Origin of the sequence: Arthrobacter globiformis (assembly GCF_003261175.1) — a bacterium.
Classification (GTDB): Bacteria; Actinomycetota; Actinomycetes; order Actinomycetales; family Micrococcaceae; genus Arthrobacter; species Arthrobacter globiformis_A.
The window spans coordinates 1-15015 of the sequence record NZ_QLNP01000064.1; the positions used below are offsets into that span (position 1 = coordinate 1).

General features: G+C 67.9%; 16 protein-coding genes. 14 read left to right on the forward strand and 2 right to left on the reverse strand.

Annotated elements, in window-relative coordinates; translation table 11 throughout:
• A partial coding sequence (locus DBZ45_RS06950) for an inorganic diphosphatase (RefSeq protein WP_111903201.1) occupies window positions 1–436 on the reverse strand: 436 nt, incomplete at its 3' end.
• A 153-nt stretch (window positions 437–589) separates the two neighbouring features.
• Here DBZ45_RS06950 and dacB point away from each other — a divergent pair.
• From dacB to hpt, 4 genes are all read left to right on the forward strand, one after another.
• Window positions 590–2095: a D-alanyl-D-alanine carboxypeptidase/D-alanyl-D-alanine endopeptidase gene (gene dacB, locus DBZ45_RS06955; protein ID WP_111903202.1), complete on the forward strand. Its 1506-nt coding sequence runs from the start codon at window positions 590–592 to the stop codon at window positions 2093–2095.
• A gap of 57 nt (window positions 2096–2152) precedes the next feature.
• The gene (locus tag DBZ45_RS06960) at window positions 2153–3271 is read left to right on the forward strand and encodes a zinc-dependent metalloprotease (RefSeq protein WP_111903203.1); all 1119 of its coding nucleotides are present in this window, start codon (window positions 2153–2155) and stop codon (window positions 3269–3271) included.
• Between the two features lie 98 nt (window positions 3272–3369).
• The gene (tilS, locus tag DBZ45_RS06965) at window positions 3370–4419 is read left to right on the forward strand and encodes a tRNA lysidine(34) synthetase TilS (RefSeq protein WP_190243057.1); all 1050 of its coding nucleotides are present in this window, start codon (window positions 3370–3372) and stop codon (window positions 4417–4419) included.
• Window positions 4420–4448: 29 nt separating this feature from the next.
• Complete coding sequence (gene hpt, locus DBZ45_RS06970) at window positions 4449–5000, forward strand: hypoxanthine phosphoribosyltransferase (protein ID WP_111903204.1); 552 nt, start codon at window positions 4449–4451, stop codon at window positions 4998–5000.
• 133 nt (window positions 5001–5133) lie between these two features.
• Here hpt and DBZ45_RS06975 read toward each other — a convergent pair whose 3' ends face one another.
• Window positions 5134–5604 carry a hypothetical protein gene (locus DBZ45_RS06975; RefSeq protein ID WP_111903205.1) on the reverse strand — a complete coding sequence of 157 codons (471 nt, stop codon included), beginning with the start codon at window positions 5602–5604 and terminating at the stop codon, window positions 5134–5136.
• A gap of 277 nt (window positions 5605–5881) precedes the next feature.
• On the opposite strand from DBZ45_RS06975, the gene ftsH reads away from it, so the two are divergent.
• Genes ftsH through DBZ45_RS07025 form a run of 10 tightly spaced genes read left to right on the forward strand, consistent with a single transcriptional unit; the run spans window position 5882 to window position 14872 of the window.
• Window positions 5882–7948, forward strand: a complete 2067-nt coding sequence (gene ftsH / locus DBZ45_RS06980) for an ATP-dependent zinc metalloprotease FtsH (RefSeq protein WP_111903206.1) — start codon at window positions 5882–5884, stop codon at window positions 7946–7948.
• A 10-nt stretch (window positions 7949–7958) separates the two neighbouring features.
• Entirely contained in the window at window positions 7959–8597 is a 639-nt protein-coding gene (gene folE, locus DBZ45_RS06985) for a GTP cyclohydrolase I FolE (RefSeq protein ID WP_111903207.1), read from the forward strand.
• A 9-nt stretch (window positions 8598–8606) separates the two neighbouring features.
• Window positions 8607–9527 carry a dihydropteroate synthase gene (folP, locus tag DBZ45_RS06990; protein ID WP_111903208.1) on the forward strand — a complete coding sequence of 307 codons (921 nt, stop codon included), beginning with the start codon at window positions 8607–8609 and terminating at the stop codon, window positions 9525–9527.
• A gap of 25 nt (window positions 9528–9552) precedes the next feature.
• Window positions 9553–9912: a dihydroneopterin aldolase gene (gene folB / locus DBZ45_RS06995; RefSeq protein ID WP_102973367.1), complete on the forward strand. Its 360-nt coding sequence runs from the start codon at window positions 9553–9555 to the stop codon at window positions 9910–9912.
• The gene (gene folK / locus DBZ45_RS07000; protein WP_223256965.1) at window positions 9909–10505 is read left to right on the forward strand and encodes a 2-amino-4-hydroxy-6-hydroxymethyldihydropteridine diphosphokinase; all 597 of its coding nucleotides are present in this window, start codon (window positions 9909–9911) and stop codon (window positions 10503–10505) included. The genes folB and folK overlap by 4 nt, the downstream gene beginning before the upstream one ends.
• Entirely contained in the window at window positions 10502–11029 is a 528-nt protein-coding gene (locus DBZ45_RS07005; RefSeq protein WP_111903209.1) for a DUF3180 domain-containing protein, read from the forward strand. The genes folK and DBZ45_RS07005 overlap by 4 nt, the downstream gene beginning before the upstream one ends.
• Window positions 11010–11522, forward strand: coding sequence for a PH domain-containing protein (locus tag DBZ45_RS07010; protein ID WP_111903210.1), 513 nt, complete (start codon window positions 11010–11012; stop codon window positions 11520–11522). Before DBZ45_RS07005 ends, DBZ45_RS07010 begins: the two co-directional genes overlap by 20 nt.
• Window positions 11519–13000, forward strand: a complete 1482-nt coding sequence (locus DBZ45_RS07015) for a PH domain-containing protein (RefSeq protein WP_111903211.1) — start codon at window positions 11519–11521, stop codon at window positions 12998–13000. The genes DBZ45_RS07010 and DBZ45_RS07015 overlap by 4 nt, the downstream gene beginning before the upstream one ends.
• Entirely contained in the window at window positions 12993–13910 is a 918-nt protein-coding gene (locus DBZ45_RS07020) for a Rossmann-like and DUF2520 domain-containing protein (RefSeq protein ID WP_111903212.1), read from the forward strand. Before DBZ45_RS07015 ends, DBZ45_RS07020 begins: the two co-directional genes overlap by 8 nt.
• Before the next feature lie 32 nt (window positions 13911–13942).
• The gene (locus DBZ45_RS07025) at window positions 13943–14872 is read left to right on the forward strand and encodes a 4-phosphopantoate--beta-alanine ligase (protein WP_111903347.1); all 930 of its coding nucleotides are present in this window, start codon (window positions 13943–13945) and stop codon (window positions 14870–14872) included.
• Window positions 14873–15015 lie beyond the last annotated feature (143 nt).

The window sequence follows — 15015 nt, forward strand, 5'->3', positions numbered from 1 at the left end:
CGGCGGCGCGGTCAGCCCAGCCTTCGGCCTTGACCCACTTGCCGGGCTCCAGGTCCTTGTAGCGGGTGAAGAAGTGCTCGATTTCCTTGATCAGGAATTCGTTGACGTCGCTGACTTCCTGGATGTGGTCGAACCGCGGATCGGCCGGAACGCAGAGGACCTTGGCGTCTCCGCCGCCGTCGTCGGTCATGTTGAAGACGCCGATCGGACGGGCCTCGACGATGACGCCCGGGTGCAGATCGAAGTCCTGCAGGAGCACCAGTGCGTCCAGCGGGTCACCGTCTTCGCCGAGGGTGTTCTCGAAGAAGCCGTAGTGGGTGGGGTACTGCATGGAAGTGAAGAGGACACGGTCCAGGCGGACTCGGCCGGTCTCGTGGTCGACTTCGTACTTGACGCGCGATCCCTTGGGGATCTCGATGGTCACGTCATGCTTCATGGAATGCTCCTCGACGATTGCTTGGTGTTCGCGGCACCGCGATGATCAACCAAAAATGGACTGTGGGTGCCGCCGACTACTATTGAGGATATAGCGAGAGGCCCAGGTTTCAGGAACTAATGGGGTAATTTCAGGACTTTGAGGACCAGCAGCATGAGCGGCACCAGGGGCACGGCGAGCGGCCGCGGCAGGCTTTCAACAATGGTCCGGAGCTGGCCCACCCTCCTGATCACCGCGCTCCTCCTGGCGCTGGCCATTCCCGCCGGGCTGCTCATCGCGCCCGCGCTGACCGGTCCGGCCCGGTCCACGGCCCAGCCTGCCCAGACCCCCGCCTGGCAGCTGGTTCCGGAACGCCTGTCCGTGCCGCAGGGCATCGATCCACTCAGCAACGCGGCGCCGGTGCCGGTTCCCGCCGACGTTGCTGCCCGCCTGGACCCCGTCCTCAAGACCGACAGCGGCGGCTCCTTCACGGGCGTGGTCCAGGACGCCGCCACCGGCAAGGTCCTCTATGACCGGGAAGGTGCCGCCAACAGGATCCCGGCCTCCAACATGAAGCTCCTCACCGCCGTGGCCGCCTTGCGGGGGATCGGCCCCGAGGAACGGTTCAGCACCCGGGTCGTCGCCGAACCGGCTGCAGCCGCAACGCCGGGTGCTGCTGCCGCCACTAGATCCGTGGTGCTGGTGGGCGGCGGCGACGTCCTGCTCGGTGCCGGCGAATCCGCCGAGGACAAAGTCCTGGGCCATGCCGGGCTCCACACGCTGGCCAAACGGACTGTGGACGCCCTGGGGAAGGGCGGCTTCAAGGGGCAGGTCCAGGTGCTGGTGGATGATTCCCTCTTCACCGGGCCGGCGCTGAACCCGGCCTGGAGCGCGGATGACGTTGCCGCCGGCGAGACGGCCCCGCTGTTTCCGCTCGCCCTGAATTCGGCACGGTTCGGTCCGGCAGACACCACGGCACCCCGGCCCCAGGACTCCGCCATCGCCGCGGGGGAGGCGTTCGCTGCCGGCCTGAAAGCGGCCGGTGCGGCCGCGGGCCTCACGGTGGCACCCGCCGTCGTACGTCTTGACGGAAAGCCGACGGCGGACGCCAAAGTCCTCGCCGAAGTGCAGTCCGCGACGGTCAGCCAGCAGGTGGACCTCATGCTCCAGACCTCAGATAACTACCTCGCCGAAACCCTTGGCCGGATGACGGCGGTGGCAGGAGGCCAGCCTGCGACGTACGAGTCGGCCCAGACCGCCGTGCTGGGCCAGCTCTCCGGCCTGGGCATTCCCACGGAAGGGATGGTCGCGGCCGATGTTTCCGGTTTGGCCCTCGCCAACCAGGTATCTGCCCGCCAGTTCTCGGAAGTGGTGCGCGCCATCACCAACGGCAAGGACACCCGGCTCAGGGCGGCGCTGGCGGGGTTCCCGGTGGCGGGGCTGACGGGCACGCTCGGGGACAGATATGTCGATGAGTCCACGGCCGAGGGCGCCGGCCTGGTGCGGGCCAAAACGGGAACCCTGAACACAGTGATCGCGCTGAGCGGGTACGTGGTGGACGCCGACGGCCGGCTCCTGGTGTTCTCCTTCATCGGCAACGGACTGAGGCCGGGAGCCGAGGGCAACAAGCCGGCCCTGGACGCGGCGGCCACGGCGCTGGCTGGCTGCGGCTGCAGCTAGTTCGCCGGTCAGCGAACTTAAGGCGCGCTGACGGGCGGGTATGTTCTGATGGACCGTATGGAGTCCACTGCAAGCCAGTCATCCGCCCCGGCCCAGGCCCTCATCAACTGGGACCTTGCCGCGTCCGCTGCGGCGCGGCTGGCTCCGCCGGGTCCGTCGCTGACTGCAGCCGAGATCGGGGACGCCGTCTCCCAGCTGCGCGAGCTGGCGGATGCCTCCGTTCAGCACGTTCACCAGATCACCGGGCTGGAGGCTGCCCGCGACCTCCGTGACTCATCAGTCCTGGTCGTGGACCGTGCCTCCTGGGCGAAAGCCAACACACAGAGCTTCGCGGTGATGCTGAGGCCCGCCATCGAAAAGATGCTGGAGAGCCGCCGCGGCAGCATCAGCCCCGGAGCCGCCACCGTCAGCGGCGCCATCACCGGCAGCCAACTAGGCGCTGTGCTGGCATTCCTCTCCAGCAAGGTCCTGGGCCAGTACGATCCTTTTGCCGCCCTCGCCGAAGGATCACAGGCGCCGTCGGGCGGCCGCCTGCTGCTCGTCGCGCCCAACATCATCGCCGTCGAGCGCGAGCTCAATGTGAATCCCGCGGACTTCCGGCTCTGGGTGTGCCTGCATGAGCAGACGCACCGGGTACAGTTTGCCGCGGCACCCTGGCTCCGGCACCACATGCTGAACGAGATCGACAACCTCAGCGGGCACCTGCTGGGCAACGTGGACACCCTGATGGAACGCGCGACAGCAGCCGCACGCTCGCTCAAGGACCGCGCCGGCTCGGGTTCCACTCCGGGCCGCGGCGCCATCCTCGATCTCCTGCAGGACCCCGAAGAGAAGGCCTCGCTGTCCCGCCTCACGGCGGTCATGAGCCTGCTTGAAGGCCACGCCAACGTGGTGATGGACGCCGTGGACGCCAGCATCGTCCCGTCCGTGAAGACCATCCGGCAGCGGTTCAACGCCCGCGGCAAGGACAGGGGCGTCGTCGAGAAGTTCATCCGCAGCCTGCTGGGACTCGACGCGAAGATGAAGCAGTACAGCGACGGGGCCAAGTTCGTCCGGGCTGTGGTGGACGTGGCCGGGATGGACGGCTTCAACCGCGTTTGGGAAGCTCCGGCGAACCTCCCCACCGAGGAAGAGATCCACAACGCCCGGATCTGGCTCGACAGGATGGGTTTCTAGGTTCCGTGCAGCACGTCCCCAACATTGCAGGCGACCCGGTTCCCAGCGGCCGGCGGCGGCCGGGCCGGCTGACTCCGGTTCTCGGCACGGCACGGAAAATGCTGCAGGCTGCCTTGGCTGAAGCGGGTTACCCCGAACGGGTCCTGGTGGCCTGCAGCGGGGGCCCCGACTCCCTGGCACTGGCCGCTGTTGCGGCCTACTTCGCCCGGCGTGGCCACGTGGATGGCCGGCCGGTTGCCGTGGGCGCGGTGGTGGTGGACCACCAGCTGCAGGCTGGTTCCTCCGACGTTGCCGCGAGAACTGCCCAGACCCTGCGGGAGCTCGGCCTGGACCCGGTGCAGATCCGCACGGTCGATGTCGCTTCCACCGGTTTCGGACCGGAAGCCGCAGCCCGCGATGCCCGCCACGCCGCACTCGACGCGGCGGCGGGGGAGTGGGGAGCCGGCGTCGTCCTCCTGGGGCACACGCTCGACGATCAGGCGGAGCAGGTACTGCTGGGCCTGGCCCGCGGTTCTGGCACGCGGTCCCTGGCCGGAATGCGCCCCGCACGGGGGAAGCTGCTCCGCCCGTTCCTTGGCCTGCGGAGGGCAGACACCCTGGAGATTTGCCGCGCAGAGGAGCTGGACGCCTGGCACGACCCCAGCAACGCCGATCCCGCCTTCGCCCGCTCGCGGACCAGGGTGGAGGTCATGCCGGTGCTGGAGGAAAAACTCGGCCCGGGGGTGGCGGAATCCCTGGCACGGACGGCTGCCATCCTGCAGCTGGATGCCGACTATCTGGAGGACGTGGCCAACAGCACTTACACCTCGCTCGTTGAGCGCGACGGCCCGGACGCCAGCCTCCCGGAGGCTGCCCTGACTGAACTGGCCCCGGCCATCAGGTTCCGGGTGATCGCGAAGGCGGCTGCCGGCGTCGGCGGCCAGCAGCCCAGTTATCAGCGCCTTTTGGCGGCGGAAGCACTGCTGCGGCGGAAGGGTTCGGCTGGTCCCGTGGAATTGCCCGGCGGCGTCAGTGTGTACCGTCTTTCGCTGGCCGAGCTGCAGGACCGGGAGCGTGCCCAGGGGCAGGACGGGGCGGACGGCGTTCCCCGCGAGGCCGCCCGCTGTGGGAAGCTTGTATTCCGGCTTCATAAACCGTCCCGCAAATAGTCGCACCCGCATCTACACAGGAGCAATTGGTGGATTCATCCGACGTCCAGGCAGACCTCAAGCACGTTCTCTACACCAAGGAACAGATCCAGCAACGCATCACTGAGCTCGCGGCCCAGATCGACAAGGACTACGAGGGGCGCGACCTGCTCATCGTCGGTGTGCTGAAGGGCGCTGTCATGGTGATGGCCGACCTCGCGCGGGCACTGCACAGCCACGTTTCCATGGACTGGATGGCTGTCTCCTCCTACGGTTCCGGCACGCAGTCCTCCGGCGTGGTGCGTATCCTCAAGGACCTGGATACGGACCTGATGGGCAAGGACGTGCTGATCGTTGAGGACATCATCGACTCCGGCCTCACCCTGTCCTGGCTGAAGACCAACCTCGAATCCCGCGGCACCGCGTCAGTGGAAATCTGCACCGCCTTCCGCAAGCCGACCGCCGCCAAGGTGGAGATCGACGTCAAGTACGTCGGCTACGACATCCCCAACGAGTTCGTGGTGGGCTACGGCCTGGACTACGCGGAAAAGTACCGCAACCTGGACTTCGTGGGCACCCTCGCCCCGCACGTTTACGAGTAAACGCCTCCGCCGAACCCGGCCCCCCGCATTTTTGCCCGCTTTCGTTGACCGCGCCGCCGTCGAGCCCTGAGAACAAGGGCCCGACGGCGGCGCGAGCCACTTAAAGCGGTGCAGAAAAGTCCGCGGGGCCTGGTTAACAGGGCATCCGAGGAGGAGTGGTGAGCGTTAGCCTGATCTGCTCCAGCATTTCCTCCGGCCGGTACAGCACATCCTCGTAGAGGTAGCGCAACACCCGATAGCCGGTGGCCGCGCCAACGTTGTTCCGTCGAATGTCGTTCTTGAACTGGGGCTTGTTCAGGTGGAATCCCACGCGCGCCCGCCCGTTACGCGGTCCGGGGAGTAGCCTGCACAGGAAATCGAGGTCAATGTCGCCGCGGCCAAAGGCACATTCCACCATGACCAGGGCCTCCCGTTCGGGAAGGCACTGCAGCGCGTGGACGAGGACATCCTTCAGCGGGCGCACGGGCGGGTGCAGGGTGGAGATGTTGCCGCTGAACCTGTGCGGCAGGATGCCGCCCGCAAGCCGGCGGTGGCAGGTAGCGAGGTGTGGCTGGCCGGGAGTCTGCAGGGTCCAGAGGGCGTAGTGTCCGCGGCCGAGACGCACGTGACCGCTGCGTTGGCTTCGTAGGCACGGACAAAGTCGCAGGCCGCCGCGGACGGGTCTCCGGGCCGCCTTGAAAGCGGTGCAGAAACGTGGCGGCACAGCCCAGCAAGGGCGCGACCCCGGCCCGACCAGCCACTACGCCCTGAGGGAACTTTTGTATTACACCGTGCGTGAATTACTCCTGACGGTGTATAGCTAGAAGCGACGCAGCACCACACGCGCGCAGTCCTCGCGCCGTGCAGCACTACCAGGAGGGACGGGGCCAGCCCCCGAACAGATGAAAGCTAAGAGTTTCTTCAAGGGCCCGGGCATTTGGATCATTGTGGTGGTCGGCATGCTCCTGCTGGCCTTTGCAACGTTGGCTCCGGGCGGCTCGACGCGCATCGACACGCAGCCGGGCCTCGAGCTCCTCGCCCAAAGCGGCAAGGTGGAACAGGCCAAGATCTTCGACGGCGAAAACCGCGTCGACCTGGTGCTGAAAGACAACCTCGTCATCGACGGCCAGGACAAGGGGAAGAACGTCCAGTTCTTCTTCGTCAATGACCGCGGCCCGGACGTCGTCAAGGCCGTGACTGCCTCCAGTCCCTCCAAGGGCTACACGGACCAGCCGGTGGAGAGCAACTGGCTCTCGGGACTCTTCTCGCTGCTGGTGCCGGTGCTGCTGCTCGGCGTCCTGTTCTGGTTCCTGCTGTCCCGCATGCAGGGCGGCGGCTCCAAGGTCATGCAGTTCGGCAAGTCCAAGGCCAAGATGGTCAGCAAGGACATGCCGCAGGTAACCTTTGCCGACGTCGCCGGCGCAGACGAAGCCGTCGAGGAACTGCAGGAAATCAAGGAGTTCCTGCAGGAGCCCGCCAAGTTCCAGGCTGTCGGCGCCAAGATTCCCAAGGGCGTGCTGCTCTACGGCCCTCCGGGCACCGGCAAGACCCTGCTGGCCCGCGCCGTTGCAGGTGAGGCCGGCGTACCGTTCTTCTCCATCTCGGGCTCGGACTTCGTGGAAATGTTCGTCGGCGTTGGTGCGTCCCGCGTCCGCGACCTCTTTGAGCAGGCCAAGTCCAACTCCCCCGCCATCATCTTCGTCGACGAAATCGACGCCGTCGGCCGCCACCGCGGTGCCGGCGTGGGCGGCGGCAACGACGAACGCGAGCAGACCCTCAACCAGCTCCTGGTTGAAATGGACGGCTTCGACGTCAAGACCAACGTCATCCTGATCGCGGCCACCAACCGGCCCGACGTGCTGGACCCGGCTCTGCTGCGTCCCGGCCGCTTCGACCGCCAGGTCTCCGTGGAAGCCCCGGACCTGATCGGGCGCGACCAGATCCTCCAGGTCCACGCCAAGGGCAAGCCCATGGCCTCCACTGTTGACCTGAAGGCCGTGGCCAAAAAGACTCCCGGCTACACGGGTGCAGACCTGGCCAACGTGCTCAACGAAGCTGCGCTGCTGACCGCCCGCTCCAACGCCAACCTGATTGACGACCGCGCACTGGACGAAGCCATCGACCGCGTCATGGCAGGTCCGCAGAAGCGCAGCCGCGTCATGAAGGAGCACGAGCGCAAGATCACCGCGTACCACGAAGGCGGCCACGCCCTGGTGGCTGCGGCGCTGCGCAACTCCGCCCCGGTCACCAAGATCACCATCCTGCCCCGCGGCCGTGCCCTGGGCTACACCATGGTGGTCCCGGAAAACGACAAGTACTCCATCACCCGCAACGAGCTCCTGGACCAGATGGCGTACGCCATGGGCGGCCGCGTGGCGGAGGAAATCGTCTTCCACGATCCGTCCACGGGTGCCTCGAACGACATCGAAAAGGCCACCTCGACGGCCCGCCAGATGGTCACGCAGTACGGCATGAGCGAGCGCGTGGGTGCGGTGCGCCTGGGCCAGGGCGGCGGCGAGCCGTTCCTCGGCCGCGACGCCAGCCACGAGCGGAACTACTCCGACCAGATCGCCTACATCGTGGATGAAGAGGTCCGCCGCCTGATCGACCAGGCCCATGACGAGGCCTACGCGATCCTCACCGAGAACCGCGACGTCCTGGACCGGCTGGCACTGGAACTCCTGGAACGGGAAACCCTTAACCAGGCCGAAATTGCCGACGTCTTCCGCGACATCCGCAAGCGCGATTTCCGCGAGGTCTGGCTGTCCAAGGAAACCCGTCCGGTGCAGACGGCCGGTCCTGTGGAGTCGCGTCAGGAACGTGCCGAACGCGAGGCCCAGGAAGAAGCCAAGGAAGCCCGCCTCGAGGAACCGCTGGACGCAATTCCGCCGCACCCCCAGGGAGTTCCGGAGGACGCCTCCTTCCAAAGCGGAGTAACGGAAGCGGGACCAGACGGCCACCGCGGCTAAGCTCTTTGGTGTGACTCACTTCGACGACGACGACCTCACCGCCACCGCCGAGCACTCGGCGGTGGGCGGATCGGGCCACCACCACAAGGTGGACAAGCCCCGGATTGAAGCAGCCGTGCGGGAAATCCTGCTGGCCATAGGCGAGGACCCGGACCGCGGCGGGCTGCAGGACACGCCCAAGCGCGTGGCCAAGGCGTATGCCGAGGTGTTTGCCGGCCTGCACCAGGATCCGGGCAGCGTGCTCGGCACCACGTTCGACCTCGACCACGAGGAACTCGTACTGGTGAAGGACATCCCGTTCTACTCCACCTGCGAGCACCACCTGGTTCCGTTCCACGGCGTCGCGCATGTGGGGTACATCCCCTCGCACGACGGCAGGGTGACGGGGCTGAGCAAGCTGGCACGCCTGGTGGACATCTACGCCCGCCGCCCGCAGGTGCAGGAGCGCCTCACCACCCAGATCGTCGAAGCGCTGGTCACATTCCTCAAGCCGCGCGGAGCCATTGTGGTGGTGGAATGCGAACACATGTGCATGTCCATGCGCGGCATCCGCAAGCCCGGAGCCAAAACCGTCACAAGCGCGGTTCGCGGGCAACTTCATGACCCGGCCACCCGTGCCGAAGCCATGAGCCTCATACTCGGAAGGTAATAACAGACTATGGATTCCCTAGCTGCAGCACCTGGAACCGGACCCGCAACGTCACCCCTGCCCATCCTGCGCAAACCGCGGCCGGCAGCCAGGTTCGACGACCTGCCCACCGACCGCACGCTCGTCATGGGCATCCTCAACGTCACCCCGGACTCGTTCAGCGACGGCGGCAAGCACGCGACGGCGGACACCGCCATCGCCGCGGGTCTCCGGATGTTCTACGCGGGAGCCGACATCATCGACGTCGGCGGCGAATCCACCCGCCCCGGCGCGGAGGAAGTCAGCCCGGAGGAAGAGCAGCGGCGGGTGGTGCCTGTCATCCAAGCCCTCGTGAAAGCCGGCGCGCTGGTCAGCATCGACACCACCCACGTCTCCACCGCCGAGGCCGCGCTGACTGCCGGAGCGGCGATCATCAACGACATCTCCGGCCTCAGCATCGAACCCGGCATGGCAGAGCTCGTGGCGAAGACCAAGGTGCCGTATGTCCTGACCCACCGCCGCGGCGACGCCAAGACCATGACGTCCCTGACGGAGTACGACGACGTCGCGGACGACGTCGTCTCCGAGCTGAACGGCGTCCGCGACAAGCTGTATGCGGCGGGCGTCCTGCCCGAGCAGATCATCGTGGACCCGGGCATCGGGTTCTCGAAAACTGACGTGCAGAACTGGGAGCTGCTGCGGAACCTGGACAGGCTCGATGCCATGGGGCACAAGGTGCTGGTGGGCGCGTCCCGCAAGCGCTTCCTCGGCACGCTCCTGACGGTCGCCGGCAAAGCGGCTCTCCCGGAAGAGCGCGATGCCGCCACGGCCGCCATCACTGCCATCAGCGCCGCCCGCGGCGCGTGGGCCGTGCGCGTGCACGACGTCGGATCCAGCCTTGACGCTGTGAAGGTCGCCGCCCGCATGTCCTCCCCGGACCACGGCAGCTGAGCAGGAAAGGCCGAGCAGAACCGCCATGGACAGGATCTCGCTGACCGGTGTCACCGCCACCGGCTACCACGGGGTGTTCGATTTTGAGCGCCGCGAAGGCCAGCCGTTTGTTGTGGACGCCGTGCTCCACCTGGATTTCAGCCAGGCTGCGGCGTCGGACGACGTGCGCGACACCGCCCACTACGGCGAGGTGGCCGGACGGATCACCGACTGGATCACCGGCGAGCCCCTGAACCTGATAGAAGGACTGGCGGTGCGGATGGCCGAGGGCCTGCTCCAGGAATTCAAAATCCAGGCCGTGGAGATCACGGTGCACAAGCCGAAGGCGCCCATCGAGGTTCCCTTCGGCGACGTTGCCGTCAGCGTATACCGGGAGCGGACATGAATCCGGCACCCGCACTGCATGAGAAGCCGGTGCACGGGAAGGCACCAGCAAAGACCGCGTACACACGGGCGGTACTGGCGCTGGGCAGTAACCTTGGGGCGCGGAATGAGACGCTGTCCGAGGCCGTGGCGGACCTTGTGGACCGACCAGAGGTGCGGCTCCTGGCCGTCTCGCCGATAGTGCAGACCAAGGCCGTCGGCGGCCCCGCCGGGCAGCCGGACTTCCTCAACATGGTGATTTCGGTCGAAACCTCGCTGGAACCACTTGAGCTCCTGCGGCACTGCCAGTCGGTGGAGAACAAGCACCACCGTGTCCGTGAGATCCACTGGGGTCCGCGCACGCTCGACGTCGATGTGATCGTCTACGGGGACGTCGAAAGCTCCGATCCTGTGCTGACCCTGCCGCACCCGTTCGCCGCTGTGCGGGCCTTCGTGCTCTATCCCTGGTCCCAGATGGACCCCTCGGCCACCCTGAACGGGCAGCCGGTGGGGGAACTGGCTGCCCGTGCGGCTGACTTCCCGGACCTGAAGCCGTTCGACGGCTTCGGGGACTTCGACGGCGTGCCCGACATCGGGGCGGTGGAGCAGCCGTGAAACCCGTGAGTCCGCTGCTGCTCGCCGTCGTTGGCCTTGCCCTGGCCATCGCCGGCTGGTCCGCTGCCGTCCTGACCGTCCGCTACGGCATGGCCACGCCGGTCCTGCCGGCCACCGCGCTGGTCACCATGGGCGTGATCGTGGCACTGACCCTGGTGCTGGGCATCCGCGTGCTCCGCTGGCGGAACGGCAAAAAGAAGAAAATGCTGAACCCCATCCTGGCTGCGTGGACGCTGGTCCTCGCCCAGGCGTGTGCCTACACCGGCGCAATGCTGCTGGGATGGCACGCCGGGATCTTCCTGGACCAGCTGCGGTTCTGGAGCATCCGCAGCGGGCTGGACGTCACCTGGCTTGCCCTCGGCATGGCCGGCGGCGGGCTGGTCATGATCGTGGTGGGGCTCGTCGTCGAACGCTTCTGCAAGATCCCGCCGGAGGACGGCGAGACGGACGCCCCAGAGGGCCTGCCGGGCCATGGCCGGGGCAAGGCCAAGGGGGAAGGCGAGTATGCCTACCGCGGCGATTGATCCCCCCGGGATCACCTGGCTGCGCGTGTCCCCGAAGTACGTCACGGTCCGGCTCGTGGAGTGGGCCCTAGGCAACCTGGTGATGGTGGCAGTGCTGAGCCTGCCGCTGGTGTTTGTCCGGCTCGGTTGGTGGCGGTGGCCGCCGCTCTGGCTGGCCATTGGCCTTCCGGCTTTCATGCTGCTGCTGGCGCTGTGGCGCCTGGTCCTGATCCCGCGGCAGGTGCGGGCCATCGGCTACGCCGAGCGCGAGGACGACCTCCTCATCCGCGGCGGCATCTTCTTCCAGCGCGTCATGGTGGTGCCGTACGGCCGCATGCAGTACGTGGACATCAGCGCCGGACCGGTGGAACGCGGGCTGGGCCTGTGCACCCTGAAGCTGCATACGGCATCGGCCGGAACCAACGCCGGCATCCCCGGCCTTCCCGCCGCGGAAGGCGCCCGGCTCAGGGAACAGCTCTCGGCGCGCGGCGAAGCCAGGCTGGCCGGGCTGTGAGCGCCGGCGGCCTCGCTTCCGGAAAGCCCGACGGCGAGTGGCTGCGCGTGCACCCGGCGACACCGTTTGTTCGGGGCTGGGTTGCGCTGGCCGCCATCGGCTACTTCTTCGGGCGTGACAGCTTTGAACGGATGCTGCAGGGCCAGCCGCTGATCGATGACCGCCTCGCGGGGCGCGCCCCGTGGCTCCTGGGCGCCGGGGCACTGATGCTGGTGCTGGCGGTCCTGAGCTTTATCCTGTCCTGGTATTTCACCCGGTACCAGGTGGCGGAGGGCTACGTCCGTGTCAACACCGGCTTCCTGTTCAAGCAGCAGCGGCAGGCGCGGCTGGACCGGGTCCAGGCGATCGACATCGTCCAGCCGCTGCTCGCCAGGATCTTCGGCCTCGCGGAACTGAAGTTCGAAGTTGCCGACGCCGGCGAGTCGGCCGTCCGCCTGGCCTACCTGCGCATTGGCGATGCCCGCCAACTGCGCGCCACCATCCTCGCCCGCGCCTCAGGCGTCCGGCTGGATCCCGCGCAGCCCGAAGCAGCCGCTCCCGAGGCGCCGGAGCAGCAGGTGCTGCAGGTCCCGCCGTCGCGCCTGTTCGGCTCGCTCCTGCTCAGCGAGCAGACAGTGTTCATTGTCCTGGGTGCCGCGGCGTCCGTGGTGCTGTCCGCGCTCACCGAGAACAGGGCTTTCTTCCTGTACCTGATTCCGGCGGTGCTGGGTTTCGTGGCCGCATACTGGAGCTCGTTCAACAAGGGCTACAACTTTACGGCGGCCATTTCCCCGGACGGGATCCGGCTCCGGTACGGGCTGCTCGACACGCAGGCGCAGACACTGCCGCCGGGCCGGATCCAGGCGCTGAAGGTGGCGCAGCCGCCGCTGTGGCGCCTGTTCGGCTGGTACCGCATGCAGGTCAACGCCGCCGGTTACGGGGCCGGGGCGAACAACGGCGAGGCGGGCTCCCGCACCACGCTGCTGCCGGTGGGGAAGTGGGAAGACGTCCTGAACATGCTGGCCCTCGTGCTGCCGGACCCCGGAACGGCTGATCCGGTGCGCGTTTTCCAGCAGGGCGTGAACGGACTGGATTCCGACGGCGGTTTTGTCACCACGCCCCGGCGGGCGCGGCTGCTTGCACCGCTGGGATGGCGGCGCAACGCCTTCGCGGCCACGGACACCGCGCTGCTCATGCGGTCGGGCCGCTGGTGGCGGCAGCTTGTAGTGGTCCCGCACCAGCGGACGCAGTCGATCGCGCTGCAGCAGGGACCCCTGGCTCGCAGGTTCGGGCTGGCCGACCTCGTGCTGCACACCACTGCGGGACCGGTCGCGCCACGGGTGATCCAGGCGGACCTCCGGGAGGCGCAGGGGCTCTTCGACGCGCAGGCTGCCCGGGCGAGGGCGGCCAGGCGGCGGCAGACGAGCGAACAGTGGCTGGCGCAGGTCGATCAACGACCAACTCCAGCACCCCAACAGGAAGGCCAGCAACGTGGCTAAGCCAGGACGCCTCGGCGTCGGAATCATCGGCGCCGGCAAAGTGGGCGCTGTCCTCGGTGCGGCGCTCCGCGCGGCCGAGCACGCCGTCGTCGGGGTTTCCGCCGTCTCTGATGCGAGCCGGGAACGTGCCGAAACCCTGCTGCCCGGCGTTCCCGTCCTGGAGATCCAGGACATCGTGGAACGCTCGGAACTGGTGCTCCTGGCCGTTCCGGATGATGCCCTCGGCGGGCTGGTGGAGGGGCTCGCCAAGCTCGGTGCGTGGCAGCCCGGCCAGCTCGTGGCGCACACGTCGGGCCGGTTCGGTGTCGGCGTGTTGCATCCGGTCCGGGCCGCCGGTGCCGTGCCGCTGGCGCTGCACCCGGCCATGACCTTCACCGGCATGAGCCTGGACCTGACCCGGCTGCTGGACTGCACGTTCGGGGTCACGGCGGACGCCGCCATGCTTCCCATCGCCCAGGCGCTCGTCGTCGAGATGGGGGCCGAACCCGTGGTGATCGCCGAGGGCGACCGCACCATTTACCACGCGGCCCTGGCCCACGGTTCGAACCACCTGGTCACGCTCGTGGCGCAGGCGTCGCAGCTGCTGGCCGAGGTGGGCGTCGAGGCACCGGACCGCATGCTCGGGCCGCTGCTGCGCGCGACCCTGGAGAACGCGCTCGCCTCCGGCGAATCGGCCCTGACCGGCCCGGTGGCGCGGGGCGACGCCGGGACGGTGAAGGCGCACGCCCGCGCGCTGCGGGAGCACGACGGCGGGACCGGCGGCGACGTCCTCGGGGCATACCTCGCCATGGCGCAGGCCACCGCGAGGCGCGCTGAAGGACGGGGTCTGCTGAAGCCGGACCAGGCGGACAATATTCGTACCGCGCTCGAGGACACAGACGACGACGGCCAGGATGACGGCCGTGCATGAAACCGGCCACGGGGCCAAGGGAGGACACTGACATGGCAATCCGACTCGTAACGACGGCAGACTCCCTCCGTGCGCAAAGCCGCCTGCTGCTGACGCAAAAGAACGGCTCCTCCCTGGGCCTCGTGCCCACCATGGGCGCCCTGCATGCGGGCCACGGGCGGCTCGCGCGAACCGCCGCCGAACAGAACGACGTAGTGGTGGCCTCCATCTTCGTGAACCCGCTGCAGTTCGGCGAGCCGCAGGACCTGGACCGGTATCCGCGGACCCTGGAGGCGGACATGGCGCTGCTCGAGGAGCAGGGCGTGGATCTGGTCTTCGCGCCGTCGGTCGAGGAGATGTACCCCGACGGCCCGCCGATGGTCAGGATCACTTCCGGCCCGCTCGGGGACAAATGGGAGGGCGCCTCCCGGCCCGGCCACTTCGACGGCGCGCTCACCGTGGTGGCCAAGCTGCTGCACCTGGGCATCCCCGGCACCGGCCTGCCCGGCAGCCGCGCCTTCGTTGCCGGCTCGGGCGGAGGGCTGCCGGCGTACCGCGCCTACTTCGGGCAGAAGGACGCCCAGCAGCTGGCCCTGGTCCGCCGCATGGTGGCCGACCTGAACTTCCCCGTGGAGATCGTTGCCGTGCCAACCGCCCGCGACGCCGACGGGCTGGCGCTGTCCAGCCGGAACCGCTTCCTTTCCGGTGAGGAGCGCGAGGCAGCGCTGGTCCTGTCCCGCGCGCTGCGCCTCATTGAGGAGCGGGCGAACGCGAACGAGCCGCTTGATATCGGTTCGGCCCGGGCCCTGATCGAGTCCCAGCCCCTGGTCCGGCTCGACTACCTCGACGTCGTCGACCCCGCCGCGCTGGAGCCGCTCGCCGAGAACTGCCACGAGACACCCTTCCGCGGTGAAGGGCTGGCGCTGGTTGCCGCGAGGGTGGGCGCCGTGCGGCTGATCGACAACGTGCCGCTCAGCTCCTGACGGACAACGTGGCCGGCGCTCAATTCCCCGGTGACCTGAATCTCGCCGGCTAAATCCCGTGTACGGGAATGGGTCCGGCCACTACACTGTTGGAGTCTGCAGCGGCGCTGACCGCCAGCCACAAATTCCAACACCCTGAGGGC

Bases quoted from the DNA above. Each gene is read 5' to 3' on its own strand.
- dacB (WP_111903202.1), top strand. From the start codon at position 590: ATGAGCGGCACCAGGGGCACGGCGAGCGGCCGCGGCAGGCTTTCAACA.
- DBZ45_RS06960 (WP_111903203.1), top strand. From the start codon at position 2,153: ATGGAGTCCACTGCAAGCCAGTCATCCGCCCCGGCCCAGGCCCTCATC.
- tilS (WP_190243057.1), top strand. From the start codon at position 3,370: ATGCTGCAGGCTGCCTTGGCTGAAGCGGGTTACCCCGAACGGGTCCTG.
- ftsH (WP_111903206.1), top strand. From the start codon at position 5,882: ATGAAAGCTAAGAGTTTCTTCAAGGGCCCGGGCATTTGGATCATTGTG.
- folP (WP_111903208.1), top strand. From the start codon at position 8,607: ATGGATTCCCTAGCTGCAGCACCTGGAACCGGACCCGCAACGTCACCC.
- folB (WP_102973367.1), top strand. From the start codon at position 9,553: ATGGACAGGATCTCGCTGACCGGTGTCACCGCCACCGGCTACCACGGG.
- folK (WP_223256965.1), top strand. From the start codon at position 9,909: ATGAATCCGGCACCCGCACTGCATGAGAAGCCGGTGCACGGGAAGGCA.
- DBZ45_RS07010 (WP_111903210.1), top strand. From the start codon at position 11,010: ATGCCTACCGCGGCGATTGATCCCCCCGGGATCACCTGGCTGCGCGTG.
- DBZ45_RS07025 (WP_111903347.1), top strand. From the start codon at position 13,943: ATGGCAATCCGACTCGTAACGACGGCAGACTCCCTCCGTGCGCAAAGC.